This window comes from Curtobacterium sp. 8I-2 (assembly GCF_902506155.1).
Classification (GTDB): Bacteria; Actinomycetota; Actinomycetes; order Actinomycetales; family Microbacteriaceae; genus Curtobacterium; species Curtobacterium poinsettiae.
This window is the reverse complement of sequence record NZ_LR732827.1, coordinates 2,186,156-2,204,329: the sequence shown is the minus strand read 5'-3', so window position 1 is coordinate 2,204,329 and position 18,174 is coordinate 2,186,156. Positions and strand designations below refer to the sequence as shown.

The window sequence follows — 18,174 nt, the reverse complement described above, 5'->3', positions numbered from 1 at the left end:
CTGTGTTCGGGGTCGAATGTGGTGGTCAGTCCTCGCCCATGGCCGCTCGGCGCGCGGCGTTCTGACGGTCCAGCTGACCGCCCTTGACGAAGCAGAAGACCCACAGCGCCAGGAACACCACGGCGACCGCGAACATGAACGGTTCGATGAACCCGGTGGCGAGGATGGCCGCCTGCAGCAGCCACCCGAACCATACACCGGCCCGCTTGCCCGTCAGACGTGAGGCAGCTGCGAGGACGATGATCGCGCCGACGCCGCCGCCGAAGGCCGCTGCGGGCGGCAGCGTGCCCTTGCCGAACACGACGAGCATGGGGAAGAAGAACATGATCGCCTCGAGCACGAGCGTGATCGAGAGCAGGCTCTCCTGCGCTCCGCGTTCGCGGCGCGGCTTCCGGGTGCGCGGTGCGCGGCCCGGCCGGGAGGCCCCTGGTGCGTCCGTCACTTCGTCTCGCCTTCGCGGTGCACGAGGTCCATGACCGCGCCCACCATCACGATGGAGCCCGCGACGAGCACGAGGGCGTCCTCGGCGTCCGCCTCGTCGGCCAGGTCGCGTGCCTGCTGCAGGGCGGACGCCAGGGACGGCTCGACGACGACGCGGTCCGCGCCGATCTCGTCCACGACCACCTTGGCGAAGGCATCGGCGTCGAGCGCACGCTCCCCCGGCGGCTGCGTGACCACGAAGGTGGCGACGGTGTCCTTGAGCGCGCGGACGAACCCGCGGGCGTCCTTGTCGCCGAGGATCCCGACGACGCCGACGACGTGCTCCGACGGGAACGCGACCGGCAGTGCCTCGGCCAGGGCCTTCGCACCGTGCGGGTTGTGCGCGGCGTCGACGACGACGGTCGGGTCCGTGGCGATCGGCTGCAGTCGACCGGGGCTGGTCGTGCCGGCGATGCCCTCGGACAGGACGTCCTCGTCGAGGGCCTGGGCCCCACGGCCGAGGAACGACTCGACCGCCGCGATCGCCACGGCGGCGTTCTCGGCCTGGTGCCGGCCGAACAGCGGCAGGAACAGGTCGTCGTAGCGACCGGCGATGCCCTGCACGGTGATGAGCTGTCCGCCCACGGCCGGGGTGACGTCGACGACGCTGAACCCTCCCTGCAAGCTCGGACTGCCCGCCGCTCCGCGACGGTCAGTGACCGGCTCGAAGGGGCCCGTGCCCTCGACGGCCAGGGTGGACTCGGTGAGCTCGGCGGCGCGCTCGAGTTCGGCGAGGGCCTCGGGGACCTGCCGGCTCGACACCACGGCGGACGACGGCTTGACGATGCCCGACTTGGTGCGGGCGATCTCGGCGACGGTGGCGCCGAGCTGCTTCGCGTGGTCGATGGCGATCGGCGTGAACACCGACACCTGGCTCTGCACGACGTTGGTGGAGTCCCACTCGCCGCCCATGCCGACCTCGATCACGGCGACGTCCACCGGTGCCTCGGCGAAGCACGCCAGGGCGAGCACGGTGAGCGCCTCGAAGAAGGTCAGCGGGAGTTCGCCCTTGTCGGCGAGCTCCCGGTCGGTGATCTCGAGCACCGGGGCGATGTCGTCCCAGTTCGAGGTGAACCGGTCCGCTGCGATCGGCTGGCCGTCGATCACGATGCGCTCCCGGATGGACACCAGGTGCGGGCTCGTCATCAGGCCGGTGCGCAGACCGTGGGCACGGACGATGCTCTCGATGGTGCGGCTGGTGGACGTCTTGCCGTTCGTCCCGGTCACGTGGATCACCGGGTACGCCAGGTGCGGGTCGCCGAGCAGCTCGACGGCACGGCGCGTTGCGGTCAGCCGTCGCTCGGGGGCCTGTTCACCGATCCGGGCGTACAGGGCGGCCTCGACACGGCGGACCTCGTCGTCGTCACCCCCGTAGGGCACGGCGTCGGCAGGGCCGTCACCGGCCGGGCCGACCGGGATCCGGATGCCGTCTTCGTCGCGGCCGTCGAACTCGTCGTGTCCGACGAACTCCTCGTTCGCCTCGTGGTCGTCGTACTGGTCGTCGTCGCTCATGCGCGTGCCACCTCCACGGAAACCTTCGCACCGTCACCGACGTCGGTGGTGGTGTCACTCGCCCCGAGGGGCACGATCTCGACGCTCGTCGCCAGGGTCTCACCGGCGATGAGGTCCTGGTGTGCACGGACCGCGCCGTCGGCGGTGTCGTCCACCCGCAGGGTCAGGGCGATGCGGTCGCTGACGTCGAGGTCGGCGTCGCGGCGGGCCTGCTGGACGGCGCGGACGACGTCGCGGGCGAGCCCCTCGGCCTCGAGCTCGGGCGTGGTCACGGTGTCGAGCACCACGAAGCCACCCTCGTCGAGGAACGCCACGGCCACCGAGGCATCGGCCACGGTGAGGTCGAGGGAGTACTCGCCCTCGATCAGGTCGATGCCGCCGACGGTCACGCCGGAGTCGGTGGCGGTCCAGTCGCCCTTCTTGGCGGCCGGGATGACCTGCTGCACCTGCTTGCCGATGCGGGGGCCGGCGACGCGGGCGTTCACGGTGAGCTTCCGCTCGATGCCGTACTGCGCCAGGGACTCCTCGGCCTGCGCCTCGAGCACCACGCGCTTGACGTTGAGCTCGTCACGCAGGATGTCGGCGAACGGTCCGACCGCGGCCGGGTCCGGCACCACCAGGGTCAGCGTGGCGAGGGGCAGGCGGACGCGCTTGCCCGTGGCCTTGCGGAGCGCCAGGCCCTTCGAGGCGACGTCGCGCACGCGGTCCATCGCATCGACCAGGGCGTCGTCGGCGGGGAACTCGTCGGGGTCCGGGAAGTCCGTCAGGTGGACGCTGCGCCCGCCGGTCAGGCCCTTCCAGATCTCCTCGGTGACGAGCGGCGCGAGCGGGGCGGCGACCCGGGTCAGGGTCTCGAGCACGGTGTACAGCGTGTCGAACGCCGCACGGGTCTCGGCGCCGGCGGCCGCGTCGGCCCCGGTCCAGAACTTGTCGCGCGAGCGACGGACGTACCAGTTCGTGAGCACGTCGGCGAAGTCACGGACGGCCTGGGCCGCGAGCGGGGTGTCGAGCGCGTCGAGGTGCGCGGTGACGTCGGTGACGAGCACCCGGGTCTTCGCGAGCAGGTACCGGTCGAGCACGTCGGTGCTCGCGGTGCTCCGGGTGGCCTGGTAGCCCGACTCCCCGGAGGCGTTCGCGTACAGGGTGAAGAAGTAGTACGTCGACCACAGCGGCAGCATGAACTCGCGGACGCCCTGCCGGATCCCCTCTTCGGTGACGACGAGGTTGCCGCCGCGGATCACCGACGAGGACATCAGGAACCAGCGCATGGCGTCGGCGCCGTCGCGGTCGAAGACCTCGGAGACGTCCGGGTAGTTCCGGAGCGACTTCGACATCTTCTGGCCGTCCGAGCCGAGGACGATGCCGTGGCTGATGACGTTCTGGAAGGCGGGTCGGTCGAACAGCGCGGTGGAGAGCACGTGCATGACGTAGAACCAGCCGCGCGTCTGCCCGATGTACTCGACGATGAAGTCGGCCGGGTTGTGCGACTCGAACCACTCACGGTTCTCGAACGGGTAGTGCACCTGGGCGTACGGCATCGACCCGGAGTCGAACCACACGTCGAACACGTCGGTGATCCGGCGCATCGTCGAGGTGCCCGTGGGGTCGTCGGGGTTCGGCCGCGTCAGGTCGTCGATGAACGGGCGGTGCAGGTCGACTTCGCCCTCGGCGTTCACCGGCAGGCGACCGAAGTCGCGCTCGATGTCGGCGAGTGAGCCGTACACGTCGGTGCGCGGGTACTCGGGGTCGTCGGACTGCCACACCGGGATCGGCGTGCCGAAGTAGCGGTTGCGCGAGACCGACCAGTCGATGGCGTTGCCGACCCACTTGCCGAACTGGCCGTCCTTGACGTTGTCCGGCACCCAGTTGATGTCCTGGTTGAGCTGGCCCATGCGGTCGCGGAGCTCGGTGACGCGGACGAACCACGACGAGACGGCCTTGTAGATGAGGGGCTTCCGGCACCGCCAGCAGTGCGGGTAGCTGTGCTCGTAGGACGCCTGGCGGAGCAGTCGCCCGGCGTCGCGGACGGCCTTGGTCAGCGGCTTGTTCGCGTCCGACCAGAGCATGCCGGCGACCTCGCCGAACTGCGACGTGAAGACGCCGCCCTCGTCGAGGGACAGCACGACGGGGATGCCGGCGGCGGCGCAGACCTCCTGGTCGTCGGCACCGTAGGCCGGTGCCTGGTGCACGATGCCGGTGCCCTCACCGGTCTCGACGTACTCGGCGACCAGGATGCGCCACGCGTTCTCGTAGCCCTCGGCATCGGCCAGGTGGTCGAACAGCCGCTCGTACTCGACGCCGTCGAGCTCGGCGCCCGTCAGCGTGCGCGCGACGGCGGCGAGCGCCTCGTCACCCGAGGCGTAGCCGAGCTCCTTCGCGTGCGCGGCCACGGTGTCGGACGCGAGGAGGTACGAGGCGGAACCCGCTTCGGCACCGTCAGCCGCGCCTCCAGGCCCGGCCGGGACGACCGCGTAGGCGATCTCCGGGCCGACCGCGAGGGCGGCGTTCGTCGGCAGGGTCCAGGGGGTAGTCGTCCAGGCGAGCGCCCGCACACCGTTCAGGTCGAGCGCGGCAGCGCGGTCGCCGTGCAGCGGGAACGAGACCGTGACGGACTGGTCCTGGCGCATCTTGTAGACGTCGTCGTCCATGCGCAGCTCGTGGTTGGACAGCGGCGTCTGGTCGTTCCAGCAGTACGGCAGGACCCGGAAGCCCTCGTACGCCAGGCCCTTGTCCCAGAGCTGCTTCCACGCCCAGAGCACGCTCTCCATGAAGGTGACGTCGAGGGTCTTGTAGTCGTCCTCGAAGTCGACCCAGCGCGCCTGGCGGGTGACGTACTCCTGCCACTCGTCGGTGTACTGCAGCACCGACTTCTTGGCGGCGGCGTTGAAGACGTCGATGCCCATGGCGTCGATCTCGTGCTTCTCGGTGATGCCGAGCTGGCGCATCGCCTCGAGCTCGGCGGGCAGGCCGTGGGTGTCCCAGCCGAAGCGGCGGTGCACCTGCTTGCCGCGCATGGTCTGGTAACGCGGGAAGACGTCCTTGGCGTACCCGGTCAGCAGGTGCCCGTAGTGGGGCAGGCCGTTGGCGAAGGGCGGGCCGTCGTAGAAGGTCCACTCCGGGCAGCCCTGGCGCGCGTCGATGGACGCCTGGAACGTGTCGTCACGCTTCCAGAAGGCGAGGATGCCCCGCTCGACGGCGGGGAAGCTCGGCGAGGGGACGACGCCATCGGCATCGGCGTTCAACGGGTACGGCACCGGGACTCCTTGTGGGTTCGCTCGATCTCCACGAGGACGAAAGCAGGTTCCGCGGTACCACCTCGTTTGCCGCCCAACGCGCGCTGTGCGACCACTCTGTGTCGGGGGTGGTGACGGTCCCGAACCCGCCCGGTTCTACTGACGGAGGCGCTGGTGCGCCCCGTGTTCTTCCGGAAGCTCCCCGGTGATGGCCGGATCGATGCTCGTGGAACACGACTTTACCGGACGGGAGCATGCTTGAGCGATGCCCGCAGAAGATCGCCCCGAGTCACTCGTCACCGTCCTGATCGCGTTCGGGGCGAACCTGCTCGTCGCGATCGCGAAGACGATCGCCTCGCTCGTGTCGGGTTCGGCGTCGATGGTGGCCGAGGCGGCGCACTCGTGGGCGGACACCGGCAACGAGGTGTTCCTGCTCGTCGCCGAACGCCGGGGCGGCAAGAAGCGGGACACCGCGCACCCGCTCGGGTACGGACGCGAGACGTACATCTGGTCGATGTTCGCCGCGTTCGGCCTGTTCACGGCCGGTGCGATCGTCTCGATCTACCACGGCATCTCGGAGTTCGGGGAGACCGGGCCGGCCGAGGACGTCGTCCTCAACTACGTCGTGCTCGGGCTCGCGTTCGTGCTCGAGGGCACGAGCTTCCTGCAGGCGTACCGACAGGCGCACGGTGCCGCGACGAAGCGGAAGGTGCCGGTGCTGCGGCACGTGCTGCAGTCGTCGAACCCGACGCTCCGTGCGGTGTTCGCCGAGGACGCGGCGGCGCTGATCGGCCTGGTCGTGGCGTTCCTCGGGGTGTTCCTGCACCAGGTCACCGGGCTGGCGGTGTTCGACGCACTCGGTTCCATCGCGATCGGTGTGCTGCTCGGTGTCGTGGCGATCGTCCTGATCGACCGCAACCGCCGGTTCCTGCTCGGCGAGAGCACGTCGCCGGAGCTCGAGAACGCGGTGCTCGTCGAGCTGCTGGGCCGGTCGCAGGTCGAGCGCGTCACCTACCTGCACCTGGAGTTCGTGGGGCCGTCGCGGGTGTACCTCGTCGCGGCCGTCGACCTGACGGGCAACGAGACCGAGGAGCACGTCGCGGTGCGGTTGCGCGACGTCGAGCAGTCGCTCGAGGACAGCCAGTACATCGAGGAGGCCGTCCTCACCCTGAGCTACCCGGGCGATGAGTCCCTGGTGCCGACCGACGGCGCTGTCCCCGAGGTCGTTCGGGACGGCACCGCGTCCGACGTGGCGGCCGGTGGCGCGGGGACCCTGCGCACGGAGTGAGCGCGGGCCGGGTCGCGGGGCGGCGTGGCGGCAGGGCTCGGGTCGCGAGACGCCGGTGTGTCGGCAAGGCGCCGCCATGTGCTCGAGACGCCGCCGGATTCGGCGGCGTCTCGCCGGTGAGGCGGCGTCGTAGAAAGACGACGGCGTGTTCCGTGAGCGACCGCGCGGCGGACGGGAGGCGCGGTGCCGGGCCGCCACGGGCCTCCCGTCCGTCTTGCCGTCGCGTCCACCGCCCCACACGCGGGAGGAAGACGCCGGTGTGTCAGCAAGACGCCGCAATGTGCTCGAGACGCCGCCGGAATCGGCGGCGTCTCGGCGACGAGGCGGCGTCGTACGAGGACGACGGCGTGTCCGGGGGCGGAAGACGCCGGCGTGTCAGCGAGCGTCGAGGCCCGCGACCACCGGTGTGAGCGCCGCCGCGACGTACTCGACGAGCGCTCGGCGCCCGACCCCGTCGGTGACCCACACCCCGAACGCGGCGGCGGCGGCCCCGAGCATCGCACCGGACACCGTCTGCGGCCAGAGCGCTCGCGGCTGCTCCCCCGTGCGGCCCGCGACGAAGGCGGCGACGGCCTCGTGCTGCGCCGTCACCCGGACCGCGACGCCGGCCACCAGCTCGGGCCCGATGCCCATGACCTCGGCCTGCGCGACCGCCCACGGCACCCGCTCGGGGTCGTGGGCGCGAGCGGCGTCGAGGAGCGCCTGTTCGACGGCCCGTACGGCACTCGACCCGGTGGACGCTGCGAGGTACCCGGGCAGCCCGGCGACGGCGGCGTCGAGTTCGAGCCACATCACGTCGGCCTTCGCCGGGAAGTAGTTGAAGAACGTCGCACGGCTGACCCCGGCGCGGGCGGCGATCTGGTCGACCGTGGTGCGTCCGTACCCCTGCTCGAGGAAGAGCTCGGCGGCGGCGTCCGCGAGCACCTCGGCGCTCGAGCGTCGGGGTCGGCCACCGCGGCGGATCGGTTCGTCCATGGGCCCATTGTCCCGCGCCGACGGTGGGCTCCGGCGCCTACCGGCGTGCCAGCCGGCGCCGCCCGGCGACGGCTTGGTGGATCGACGACTCAGCGGCGGCACCGACGAGCAGCAGCAGGAGGGAGCCGAGGACGCCCCACGCCCACGTCGGGTCCGTCGTCGAGCACCACCACGAGACCGCGCCGAGGACGGCAGCCGCGACCACGATCGCGCTCGCAGCGAGTCCCACGGCGCCCGTGCGGGTGACGATGGTGCACTTGGTCACCCACGGGCGGAGCCTGGCCGGCAGGCCGACGGTGGTGTGCATCACGATGAGCACGGCGGCAGCCACCTCAACCGCGGCGATGAAGCCCATCGCGCTGGAGATCTCGGTCATGGTCGTTCCTCTCGGTCAGGGGTGATGGCAGTGTCAGGCTCCACCGCGAACGGACTCGAGACGAACAGCACCTCGGGTTCGATCGTGTCGTCGGCACCCGCGAACCGCACGAGCGCGAGCTGGTGGGGTGTCCGGTCCGCGCCGGCTGCCAGCAGGTCAGCGACGACCCAGGCGCGCAGGACGCGGAAGACCGGTCGGGTCTCGATGCGTTCCGGTCGGTCCCCGTCGAGGAGCGGCAGGAAGTCGCTGCACAGGTCGAACAGCCCCTTGTCGGCGCGGCGGCCCGGGAACCAGACGGAGTGGTGGAGTCTGCGCTCCGCCACGACCCGAGGACGCGTCCACGGCGCCTCGGGCTCGCCGACGGGGCGGACCGGTCGGACGTACACCGAGAAGTCGTGCTGGGCCGGGTTCGGCGCGAAGAAACGCCAGTTCGGGACGAGCCCGAACCAGTCGCCTGCGCGAGCCCGACCAAATGCCGGGCTCGGGACCTGACCGAGGACGGTGACCACCAGTCCAGCCGCAGCAGCCACGACTGCGAGCGCCTCGCCTACCCCGCGGATGCGCGCGGCCATGGCATCTCCTCTTCTGGCGTCCCGTCCTGGTTCGGCAGCAGTGCCTCGACAGCCTCGATGACCGCGTTGACCGCAACCGGTTCGCGGATCACGTCGTCGTGACCGACACCCGGCACGATCGTCACGTCGTGGTCGTCGCCAGTGACGGTCCTGGTGAGCTCGGTGTGCAGGGTCGCCTGCAGCGCGTCGTTCCGCAGCGTCCGTCCAGCCGAGACGACCCGGACCGGCACCCGTGACGGCTCCGGCGGTCCCTGCTGCACGAGGCTCACTCGAACGGCGTTCCACTCGCGCCAGGTTCGGCGCCACGTCCGTGCCGATCGGTGCTCCGCGACTGCGTCGCGCCGACGTGACGGATCGAGCACACCGATCCACGACGGTGCGTCGAGAAGGATGCCCAGTCGCGCGGCGGTGGCGAGGCGGAACACACGCATCGATTCCGTGATCGGCGCGACCGTGTCGGCCTTCTTCGCTGACCGGGCGAGTTCGCCGGGGTGCGACGGGTCGAGGGCGACGACACCCGCCACCGGGAGGTCGTGGTCGCGCACGGCACGCCGGACGATCTCGGAGCCCAGTGAGTACCCGAGCACCACCGGCGGGCTGGGCACGTCGGCGTCGACCGCACGCAGCAGCTCGGCCAGCTCGGCCGCTCGCGCGTCCAGCAGTGCTCCTGCCGGGCAGCCGTCGTCAGAACGCCGGTACGAGACCACGAGGAGCCCAGCATCGACGAGGGCACGGCGGAGCGTCTCGAACTCGTCGATCTGTGTTCCGAGACCACCCTCGAGTACGACCGTTCCGGTCCTCGGTTCGCCCTGACGATCGACGACGAGCTGGCGTCCACCCTGCAGCGGCACGGTGCTCCTGCCAGCGTCACGGCGCCGGATCCGTTCCGACGCGATGACGCTCTGCGCGGCGAACGACCCGACGGTCACGGCCAGCGCAGCAGCGGCGATGAGCGGGAACGCGGCGGAGGGACGCCTGCTGTTCGCTGCAGAGGTGTACACGATCGCCGGGTGGAGGGACATGAAGCTCGGCAGGAAGCGACCGAGTCCCATCGCGGCGGCGTTGAAGGCGTGGAACCCGACGGCGCCGGCGAGGAAGATGCGCGGCGCCCACGGCACGGGCAGGTACGCGAGCGGGAACGCGCACTCGAAGACGAGCATGCCTGCGGATACCGCTCGGGCAGTGCGCGGCAGCTCCTTCGCCCGACGCCACAGCACGGGGCTGCCGTACGTGTGTGTGCGCATGATGCCGAGCAGGGCACGTTCGGAGCGCCAGTCCGGGCCGACGAGCTTGGCGACCCCGGCGACGGCGTAGGACATCGTGCCCTGGATCGCCTGGCTCCAGAGCAACGCGTCCCGGACGGGCCCCGGTCGTGCGAATCCGGCGAAACCCACCAAGGCCTGGCTGAGTGCGGTCACCTGATCTGCACCGTCGCTGCCCAGCCGTTGCGCCGGGTACAGCGCGGTGGTGATCACGCTCGATGCCAGCGTCACCAGGTTGCGCGCCGGCGCGTTCCTCGGCGCGGCGATGAGGTAGATCGACGCCGCAGCGCGGACCGACTGCAGCACGACCCGGGTCGGGATGGGGCCAGTGGCGGCGACGATGGCACGGACCGGGGCCGGGGCTCGGTCGAACGAGTGTCTGGCGTGTCGCCACTCGTCGCGAAGCCGGTGCCGCTCGTGTCGCGACCCGAGCAACGCCAGTCCTTCGAGCGATGCCATGAGTCCCGACGCCGCCGACAACCGCTGGGCAGTGTCGAGAGTCTCGCGCGCGCCGATGGGTCGCGCGCGCAAGGAGCGCCGGAGCAGCATCCCCATCGTCTGCCCCGGAGATGATCGTGGTGACAATGTTCTTCCCCCTCGCGTTCCGCGCCCGAACCGGGGCGGTGCCACCGGTGTCCCGGTGTCACCGCCCCGGCGCGGTGCGCGTGCTAACCGGCGTTGATGCCGGCGTTGTACGCGTTGATGACGGCCGAGCTGATGGCGACACCGGCCAGGAAGGCAGGGGTCGTCAGCGTGGGCTGGGCGTTCCACTCCCCGGGCACCACGGCGGATGCACGGGACTCGGCGAGTACCGCCGCGATCTGCCTGTTGACGGCAGTGTCGAGGCCGGTCATCCCGCGGCTCGACCCACCGTGTACGCACCGACGACCGCTGTTGCCCCTGCGGTGAAGGCCGCGCCTTCGGCTGCGTAGCCGATGACTGCGGCGTACCCCAAGGCCACCGTTGCCGGCGTGGTCAAGACCGGCTGTGCCGTCCCTGCGGCCAGCGGCTCATGCTCGGACGAGACCAGTCGGAGCTGGTCGTTCACCCGTTGATCCAATGTCGAAGACATCGTCTCCCCCTTGTGTTCGTTCGTTTCGTTCGATGACCGACCGTGTAGCCGGCCTGCGATCGTTGTTGTCGAGCGATCCCCAACATGCAATCGCAGAGTCGAGATGTTGTCAACGACACCATCGACGATTCACACCGGGCACCAAGGCGGGGTACGCTCGTTCTGTGGAGAAACTGGACGCAGTGCAGAAACATCGCCGACGCCTGGCGCGTCCGACCGGCATAGCCGGTGCCGCGACCCTCCTGCTGCTGCTGTCCGCCTGCTCGGGCGGAGGGGCGGGCACCACGAGCAGCACCCCGGTCGCGGGCGGCACGCTCACCTACGCCTCCGGTGACGCCGAACCGACCTGCCTCGACCCGCACGTCGGCGGCAACTACCCGCAGGCGCTCCTGGCGACGCAGTACATCGAGGAGCTCGTCGGGCTCGAGGACGGCAAGCCCACGCCGGAACTCGCGACGAAGTGGACCACGGGTGACGACGGGAAGACCCTGACGTTCACCCTGCGCGACGACGTCACCTTCAGCGACGGCACCCCGTTCGACGCCGCCGCCGTCGTGGCGAACATCGAGCACGTGCAGGACCCGGCCACCGCCTCGAGCACCGGGTACCTTGCGCTGCAGTCCATCACGAAGGCGACCGCCACCGACGACCACACCGTGACGCTCTCGCTGAGCCGGCCGGACAGTGCGCTGCTCGAGTCCCTCTCGCAGCCCTGGGTCGGCATGGAGTCCCCGAAGGCGCTCGAACGGAAGCAGGCGACGAACTGTGAGTCCCCCGTCGGCACCGGCCCGTTCCGGGTCACCGGCTGGAAGCACGGCGACCGCGTCACCCTGACGAAGAACACCGACTACTGGGGCAAGACGAAGCCGCGCCTGTCGGGCATCACGTGGCGGTTCCTGCCGGACTCGACCTCGCGCTACGCCGCGCTGCAGTCCGGCCAGGTCGACGTGATCGACAACGCCCAGCCCGACCAGCTCAAGGCCGCGTCGGCGAAGGGCGCGATCCGCGACCTCGACGCCCCCCGCCCCGGCGCCTCGAACCGGCTCGAACTGAACTCCGGGCACGGCGTGTTCCGCGACCAGGCAGTCCGCCAGGCCTTCATCGCCGGCGCCGAGATCGACCCGGGCCTGCAGTCGCTGTTCCTCGGCACCGCGAAGCGCTCGTACTCGGTGCTCTCGAGCGCTGAGCCGCTCGCGTACTCCGACAAGAGCCGCTTCGACTACTCGCCGTCGAAGGCGAAGCAGCTGCTCGACGACGCCGGGTGGAAGGTCGGCTCGGACGGCATCCGCGAGAAGGACGGCCAGCAGCTCACCGTGACGTTCCCCGTCTCGACGAACCAGTCGGTGCCGGCCGAGCGCAGCCTGTTCCAGCAGATCCAGGCGTCCGAGAAGGCCGTCGGGTTCAAGGTCGTGCTCGACGAGCTCGACCTGTCCAGCTGGTACGCCGCCCTGGCCGCGAACGAGTACGACGTCGTGAGCGCCCCGTACACGAAGGTCGGCCCCGACGTCCTGCGGATCCTGTACGACAGCGCGAGCATCGAACCGGCACCGTCCGGCTACTTCGCGAACCTGGCCCAGCTCGACGACCCCGCGCTCGACCGGCTGCTCGAGCAGGCCGCCCGTACCTCGGACGCCGACGAGCGCGCCGACCTGTACGAGCAGGCGCAGAAGGCGATCCTGGCGAGCGACACCGTGCTCCCCCTGTACGACCAGCAGAACCACTTCCTGGTGCGCTCGGCCGTGCACGGCATCCGGACCACCCCGGTCTCGACGCCCTGGTTCGGCACCGCCTGGATCGACCGCTGACACGGATGCGGTGGGTCTGGTGGGCCGTCCGGCGGCTCGCCGGGGGCATCGGCGTGCTCTGGGCCGTCGCGACGATCGTCTTCGTCGCGATCCGGCTCATCCCCGGTGACCCGGCGCTCGCGATCCTCGGTGGCCCGGGGTCGCAGGCCTCGGCCGAGGCCGTCACCCAGGTCCGCCACGAGTACGGCCTCGACCAGCCGGTCCTGGTGCAGTACGCGGTGTTCCTCGGCCGCCTGGCGACCGGGCAGCTCGGTGACTCCTACGCGTTCCGCACCCCGGTCGCGACGCTCCTCGGCCAGCAGCTGCCCGTCACGCTGACGCTCGCGGTCGCCGGGCTCGTCGTCGCCTGGGTGCTGGCGATCGTCGCCGCGTGGGCCTCGACGCAGCGCGGCCGCATCGCCGCCGGGCTCACCAGCGCCCTCAGCGTCACCGCGAGCGTGATGCCGCACTTCTGGCTCGGCAGCGTGCTCATCGTGGTGTTCGCCTCGTCCCTTGGGTGGGTGCCGGCGGTCAGTGACGGCACCGCACGCGGCTGGGTGCTGCCGGTGCTGACCGTGGCCGTGCCGGTCGCCGGGTACCTGGCCGAGACCGTGCGCGACGGCGTGGTGGACGCGCAGCGCTCGGCCTTCGCGCTCGCCGCCCGGGGCCGGGGCGAGACCCGCCTCGGACTGTTCGGACGGCATCTGCTCCGGCACGCCGCCCTGCCCGGGATCGCACTGTCCGCGTGGGCCTTCGGATCGCTCGTCTCCGGGGCCGTGGTCGTCGAGTCCGTGTTCGCCCTGCCCGGCATCGGCCGCGCGCTGGTCACCGCCGTCACCCAGCGGGACATGCCCCTCGTCGCCGGCATCGCGATGGTCTCGGCGGCCGCGTACGTGGTCGTGCTGGCCGTCGCCGATCTGGTCGAGCGTGTGGTCGACCCGCGCAGCACCGCACGGAACGCGACCGCGCGCCCCGGCACCGCGCGACGCCGTGGGCCCGGCCGTCCGGCGGGCGCGCGGTGAGCGGGATCGCCGACCCGGGCCTCCAGACCGGTGCGTCCGCCCACCAGACCGCCGTCGGCACCGAGCGCGTCCGTGGGGGGACGCTCGGCGTCGGCGGCACCGCCGCGGCGGTGGTCGTCCTGGTCGCCGTCGTCGCGGCGGCCTGGCCAGCGCTGCTGGGCGGCGGCGATCCGCTCGCGGTGCACCCGACCCAGGCACTGACCGCCCCGAGCGGCGCACACCCGTTCGGCACCGACGAGTCCGGCCGCGACGTCCTGGCACGGGTGGTCGCGGGGACCCGCGCCTCGCTCGTCGTCGGCGTCGCCGCGACCCTGATCGGCGGCGGAGCGGGCGTCCTGCTCGGTGTCGTCGCCGGGTTCGGCGCCGGGGCCGGACGGCTCGGCCGCCTGCTCGACGCCGTCATCGGCCGTGTCACCGAGGTCGCGTTCGCCCTGCCGCTGCTGCTCGTCGCCCTGGTCGTCATCGCCGTGACCGGTCCGGGTCCGGTGCCGGCGGTGCTCGCCGTCGGGTTCGCGACCGCTCCCGGCTACGCCCGGATCGTGCGGGGCCTGGTCCGGACGGCCCGCGGTTCGCAGGTGGTCGAGACCGCCGTGCTGCTCGGCCGCTCCCCCGCCCGCACCGTCGTCCGGCACGTGCTGCCGACGGCGCTCTGGCCCGTCGTCGCCGTCGCCACGCTCGGGGTCGGGCAGGCGGTCGTGTGGGCATCGGCGCTGAGCTACCTCGGTGTCGGCACGCCCCCACCCGCGCCGGAGTGGGGCGCGATGCTCGCCGACGGCCGGACCTACCTGCAGACCGCGCCGTGGATGAGCACCTTCCCCGGACTCGCGATCGTCGTGCTCGCAACGGCCGTCACCGTGCTCGGCCGGGCGATCCGACGGAGCGGGGCCGCGCGGTGAGCGCCGTCCTCGACGTCCGCGGACTCACCGTCGCGATCGGCGGGACCCCGATCGTGCACGGTGTCGACCTGCGCGTCGACGCCGGCGAGTGCGTCGCCCTGGTCGGCGCCTCCGGCTCGGGCAAGACCGTCACCGCACGCGCCGTGCTCGGCCTGTCCGCGCCCGGCGCCGCCGTGCACGCCGAAACGTTCACGGTCGACGGTGTCGACGTCGGCGGGTACACGGACCGGCGGTGGCGCCGGCTGCGGGGATCGCGCATCGGCTACGTCGGCCAGGAGGCGCTGGGCGCGTTGGACCCGCTGCGTCCCGTCGGGCGCGAGGTCGCCGACAGCCTCCGCCTGCACACCGAGATGCGTGCGGCCGAGCGCGTGGACGCCGTGCGTGCTGCCCTGGCCGCGGTGGGCCTCGACCCGGACACCGCGACCGACGGCCGGCTCGCCGGGACACTGTCCGGTGGGATGCGACAGCGTGCCCTCATCGCCGCGGCCACCGTCGGGTCCCCCGCGCTGCTGGTCGCCGACGAACCGACGACGGCGCTCGACGCCGGGGTCGCCGTCACCGTGATGGAGCAGTTGCGGGCAGCGCAGAGGCGGGGCGCCGGACTGCTCGTCATCACGCACGACCTGGGGCTCGTCGCGGGGTGGGCCGACCGGGTCGCCGTCGTGCACGAGGGCCGGATCGTCGAGCAGGGTGCGGTCACCGGGGTCTTCGCGGCGCCGCAGCACCCCGCGACACGGGCGCTGGTGCGCGCTGCCGGTGCTGCCGCGGCGGAGCCGGCGCCACCGCACGGTGCCGATCTTGCCGGGCGGTGCGAGGTCGATGGCTCCGTGCAGTCCTCTGACGATGCACCGAGCGGCCAACCTCGCACCGGCCACACGACTCCGTACCGTGCGCCGATCGGCAACCGGGGCACCGAACGCGCAACCTCACACGGTGCGAGGGACGTGCTCGCGGCGCAGGGGCTCTCGCGGGGGTACGGCGGGCTGCTCGCGGTGGACGACGTGTCGTTCGGGCTCGAGCGGGGCCGGGTGCTCGGGGTGATCGGCGCCTCGGGCTCGGGCAAGACGACGCTGGCGCGGATGCTCCTCGGGCTCGAGACGCCCGACGCCGGCACGGTCACGCTCGACGGCGAACCCTGGGTCCCGCTGCCCGAGCGCGAGCGACGCCCCCGACGGCACCGGCTCGCGGCCGTCGTGCAGGACCCCGGCGCGACGTTCGACGAACGGTGGAACGTCGAACGGGTCCTCGCGGACGCGTTCTCACGCGGTGACGAACGGCGGGCGCGCGGAGCGCTCGGCGAACGGGTCGACGCGGCGCTGCGACAGGTCGACCTCGACCCCGTGCTGCGGTCCCGCTCCCCCCGCACCCTGTCCGGCGGGCAACGGCAGCGGCTCGCGATCGCCCGCGCGCTGGCGACCAGCCCCGAGGTGATCGTGCTCGACGAGCCGGTGACCGCCCTCGACGCCACGGTGCAGCACGCCGTGCTCCGGTTGCTCGAACGGCTCCGCGACGAGACCGGGGTGGCGATGGTGTTCGTGTCGCACGACCTGCGGGCGGTCCGGCGGATGGCGGACGACGTGCTCGTGGTGCACGCCGGCGCGGTCGTCGAGCACGGCCCCGCCGCCGAGGTCTTCGCGCGCCCCGCCCACCCGGTGACCGCGCGGCTGCTGCACGCCGCGGAGCGGCTGGCAGCGGGTCCCGCCGCGGATCCAGCCACGGGGACCGCGGCCGACTCCACGGGCTGAGCGACGGTCCACACGGTGCCGCGCCCGCGGACTGTCACTGCGCGCGTGACGTCGCCAACGGCTCGGAACGGCCAGGAGGCCCGGCGCGCGTTCCGAGACGGAACGTGCGCCGGGCCTCCTGGCCGGGTTGCCGCGGGGCGGCTGGGTCCTCAGGAGCCGGAGGGCTCCTTCGATGCGGCCTCGGCCGAGATGATCGGGATCTCGCTCGTCGAGAACTCCTTCGCCCAGTCGGACTGCGCGAGCTCCGACGTCGGGTCGTTGTAGTCCTCGATCACGCCGGCGACCTCGTCCTCGGACCCGACCGTCGGACCGGAGCCCATCAGCGGGCTCGCGGCGGTCTCCTTGGTGAAGTACACCGCGACCAGGCCGATGACGGCGGCGAGCATCAGGTAGAACGCGGGGATGTCCTCGGCCCAGCCGTACCCGGCGTCCTTCGCGGCGTTGATGAGCGCGGCGGTGGCGAGCGGGGTGGTCCCACCGAAGAGCGACACCGACACGTTGAACGCGATCGCCAGGGCGCCGTAGCGGATGATCGTCGGGAACAGCGCGGGCAGCGTCGACGGCATGGTCGAGGTGAACGTGACGAGCACGACGCCGAGGATCAGCAGGCCGGCGAACACGCCGACGCCGGTGCCGGTCTGGACGAGTTTCAGGGCCGGCCAGGACAGCAGGATGAAGCCGATGCAGCCGGCGGCGAGCACCGGACGGCGCCCGAACTTGTCGGACAGGCGACCGCCGAACGTGATGACGACCATCATGAGCAGCATCACGATGACGATGAGGATCAGGCCGAACGTGGCGTTCTGGCCGAGGTTCTGCTCGAGGTAGGTCGGCATGTACGACAGCAGCATGTAGTCGGTCACGTTGAAGACCAGGACCAGGCCGATGCAGATGATGAGCGAGCGCCAGTTCTCGGCGAAGAGCTTGAGGAACGGGGTCTTCTGCCCCTCGCGCTCGGCGGCCTGCTCCTGCTGCTTCTGGAACGCCGGGGTCTCTTCCAGCTTGAGGCGCAGGTAGAGACCGATCAGGCCGAGCGGGCCCGCGACGATGAACGGGATGCGCCAGCCCCAGCTGAGCAGGGCGTCCTCGGACAGGCCGAACTGCAGGCCGGTGACGATCGAGGCGCCGAGCACGTAGCCGGCGAGCGTGCCGAACTCGAGCCACGAGCCCATGAACCCGCGGCGCTTGTCGGGCGAGTACTCGGCGATGAAGGTCGCGGCGCCGCCGTACTCACCACCGGTCGAGAAGCCCTGCACGAAGCGGGCGACGAGCAGCAGGACGGGAGCCCAGAAGCCGATCGTGTCGTACGACGGGATCAGGCCGATCATGAGCGTGCCGACGGCCATCAGGATCATCGTCAGCGCGAGGACCTTCTGTCGGCCGATCTTGTCGCCGATCGGGCCGAACACGGCACCGCCGATCGGGCGCACGATGAACGCGGCGGCGAAGAAGCCGAACGTGGCGACGATGTTCGCGGCCGGGTCGCCCTGCGGCAGGAACACCTGCGAGATGGTGACCGTCAGGTACGCGAAGATGCCGAAGTCGAACCACTCCATGGCGTTGCCGAGCGCGGCAGCCGCGACGGCACGCTTGAGCAGCGACTCCTCGACGACGGTGACGTCGTCCTTCGTGAGATCGCGACGAGCGCGCTTCACGGCGCCCTTCGTGCGCAACGGCCGATCGCCGTGCGGTTGGGGTGCGTTGTTCGGTGCCAAGTCGTTCCTCCGGGGTGCGGTGCTTCCTTCGGGCGTCCGGCGGACGGCGACGTTGCAGCTCCTGCGAACCCTGCGTTCGCCGGACAAACTCCGACAGACTAGCAGGCTCTTGGCGTGTCCGACAGGTCGGTGTGGTAAGTCCCGGTCGGCAGCGGGCCGCGGACGCCCCGCTGCCCGGCTCAGGACGCGTGCGCGGCCGCTACGATTGGGGCACCGCGCGTCAGGCGCGCAACACTCAGGCA

At 71.6% G+C, this 18,174-nt stretch carries 15 protein-coding genes; 5 read left to right on the top strand and 10 right to left on the bottom strand.

The features are described 5' to 3' along the window. Positions 1-25 precede the first annotated feature (25 nt). Genes BOSE127_RS14185 through ileS form a run of 3 tightly spaced genes read right to left on the bottom strand, consistent with a single transcriptional unit; the run spans position 26 to position 5,246 of the window. Positions 26-442, bottom strand: coding sequence for a DUF4233 domain-containing protein (locus BOSE127_RS14185; protein ID WP_017885985.1), 417 nt, complete (start codon positions 440-442; stop codon positions 26-28). After that, positions 439-1,992 carry a bifunctional folylpolyglutamate synthase/dihydrofolate synthase gene (locus tag BOSE127_RS14180; protein ID WP_201300457.1) on the bottom strand — a complete coding sequence of 518 codons (1,554 nt, stop codon included), beginning with the start codon at positions 1,990-1,992 and terminating at the stop codon, positions 439-441. Before BOSE127_RS14180 ends, BOSE127_RS14185 begins: the two co-directional genes overlap by 4 nt. Continuing rightward, a complete protein-coding gene (ileS, locus tag BOSE127_RS14175; RefSeq protein WP_159557717.1) occupies positions 1,989-5,246 on the bottom strand; it encodes an isoleucine--tRNA ligase in 3,258 nt (1,085 codons plus the stop codon). The genes BOSE127_RS14180 and ileS overlap by 4 nt, the downstream gene beginning before the upstream one ends. 244 nt (positions 5,247-5,490) lie before the next feature. Between ileS and BOSE127_RS14170 the strand changes: the two genes are divergently transcribed. After that, a complete protein-coding gene (locus tag BOSE127_RS14170; protein WP_071252298.1) occupies positions 5,491-6,513 on the top strand; it encodes a cation diffusion facilitator family transporter in 1,023 nt (340 codons plus the stop codon). A gap of 375 nt (positions 6,514-6,888) precedes the next feature. Here the strand turns inward: BOSE127_RS14170 and BOSE127_RS14165 are convergent, their stop codons facing one another. From BOSE127_RS14165 to BOSE127_RS14140, 6 genes are all read right to left on the bottom strand, one after another. Continuing rightward, positions 6,889-7,488 carry an acyl-CoA-like ligand-binding transcription factor gene (locus tag BOSE127_RS14165; RefSeq protein WP_159557715.1) on the bottom strand — a complete coding sequence of 200 codons (600 nt, stop codon included), beginning with the start codon at positions 7,486-7,488 and terminating at the stop codon, positions 6,889-6,891. Positions 7,489-7,525: 37 nt separating this feature from the next. Beyond that, the gene (locus BOSE127_RS14160) at positions 7,526-7,864 is read right to left on the bottom strand and encodes a hypothetical protein (RefSeq protein ID WP_159557713.1); all 339 of its coding nucleotides are present in this window, start codon (positions 7,862-7,864) and stop codon (positions 7,526-7,528) included. Then, a complete protein-coding gene (locus BOSE127_RS14155; protein WP_159557711.1) occupies positions 7,861-8,436 on the bottom strand; it encodes a hypothetical protein in 576 nt (191 codons plus the stop codon). Before BOSE127_RS14155 ends, BOSE127_RS14160 begins: the two co-directional genes overlap by 4 nt. Then, positions 8,412-10,157 (bottom strand): hypothetical protein, encoded by a 1,746-nt coding sequence (locus tag BOSE127_RS14150; RefSeq protein WP_159557709.1) that lies wholly within the window; start codon positions 10,155-10,157, stop codon positions 8,412-8,414. Before BOSE127_RS14150 ends, BOSE127_RS14155 begins: the two co-directional genes overlap by 25 nt. A 209-nt stretch (positions 10,158-10,366) precedes the next feature. Then, positions 10,367-10,552, bottom strand: coding sequence for a hypothetical protein (locus tag BOSE127_RS14145; protein WP_159557707.1), 186 nt, complete (start codon positions 10,550-10,552; stop codon positions 10,367-10,369). Beyond that, positions 10,549-10,746 carry a hypothetical protein gene (locus BOSE127_RS14140; RefSeq protein ID WP_159557705.1) on the bottom strand — a complete coding sequence of 66 codons (198 nt, stop codon included), beginning with the start codon at positions 10,744-10,746 and terminating at the stop codon, positions 10,549-10,551. Before BOSE127_RS14140 ends, BOSE127_RS14145 begins: the two co-directional genes overlap by 4 nt. A gap of 188 nt (positions 10,747-10,934) precedes the next feature. Between BOSE127_RS14140 and BOSE127_RS14135 the strand changes: the two genes are divergently transcribed. Genes BOSE127_RS14135 through BOSE127_RS14120 form a run of 4 tightly spaced genes read left to right on the top strand, consistent with a single transcriptional unit; the run spans position 10,935 to position 16,217 of the window. Further along, entirely contained in the window at positions 10,935-12,575 is a 1,641-nt protein-coding gene (locus BOSE127_RS14135) for an ABC transporter substrate-binding protein (RefSeq protein WP_236559559.1), read from the top strand. Between the two features lie 5 nt (positions 12,576-12,580). After that, a complete protein-coding gene (locus BOSE127_RS14130; protein WP_017885991.1) occupies positions 12,581-13,576 on the top strand; it encodes an ABC transporter permease in 996 nt (331 codons plus the stop codon). After that, on the top strand, positions 13,573-14,472 hold the full coding sequence (locus tag BOSE127_RS14125) for an ABC transporter permease (protein WP_159557703.1): 900 nt from the start codon (positions 13,573-13,575) through the stop codon (positions 14,470-14,472). Before BOSE127_RS14130 ends, BOSE127_RS14125 begins: the two co-directional genes overlap by 4 nt. Then, positions 14,469-16,217 (top strand): ATP-binding cassette domain-containing protein, encoded by a 1,749-nt coding sequence (locus tag BOSE127_RS14120; RefSeq protein ID WP_159557701.1) that lies wholly within the window; start codon positions 14,469-14,471, stop codon positions 16,215-16,217. The genes BOSE127_RS14125 and BOSE127_RS14120 overlap by 4 nt, the downstream gene beginning before the upstream one ends. A 149-nt stretch (positions 16,218-16,366) precedes the next feature. Here the strand turns inward: BOSE127_RS14120 and proP are convergent, their stop codons facing one another. Then, complete coding sequence (proP, locus tag BOSE127_RS14115) at positions 16,367-17,872, bottom strand: glycine betaine/L-proline transporter ProP (RefSeq protein WP_236559558.1); 1,506 nt, start codon at positions 17,870-17,872, stop codon at positions 16,367-16,369. Positions 17,873-18,174: the final 302 nt, after the last annotated feature.

What these genes read in the sequence shown, in the direction of transcription:
- BOSE127_RS14180 (WP_201300457.1), bottom strand. Translation starts at nt 1,992, where the DNA reads ATGAGCGACGACGACCAGTACGACGACCACGAGGCGAACGAGGAGTTC.
- BOSE127_RS14170 (WP_071252298.1), top strand. Translation starts at nt 5,491, where the DNA reads ATGCCCGCAGAAGATCGCCCCGAGTCACTCGTCACCGTCCTGATCGCG.
- BOSE127_RS14165 (WP_159557715.1), bottom strand. Translation starts at nt 7,488, where the DNA reads ATGGACGAACCGATCCGCCGCGGTGGCCGACCCCGACGCTCGAGCGCC.
- BOSE127_RS14160 (WP_159557713.1), bottom strand. Translation starts at nt 7,864, where the DNA reads ATGACCGAGATCTCCAGCGCGATGGGCTTCATCGCCGCGGTTGAGGTG.
- BOSE127_RS14155 (WP_159557711.1), bottom strand. Translation starts at nt 8,436, where the DNA reads ATGGCCGCGCGCATCCGCGGGGTAGGCGAGGCGCTCGCAGTCGTGGCT.
- BOSE127_RS14150 (WP_159557709.1), bottom strand. Translation starts at nt 10,157, where the DNA reads ATGGCATCGCTCGAAGGACTGGCGTTGCTCGGGTCGCGACACGAGCGG.
- BOSE127_RS14145 (WP_159557707.1), bottom strand. Translation starts at nt 10,552, where the DNA reads ATGACCGGCCTCGACACTGCCGTCAACAGGCAGATCGCGGCGGTACTC.
- BOSE127_RS14130 (WP_017885991.1), top strand. Translation starts at nt 12,581, where the DNA reads ATGCGGTGGGTCTGGTGGGCCGTCCGGCGGCTCGCCGGGGGCATCGGC.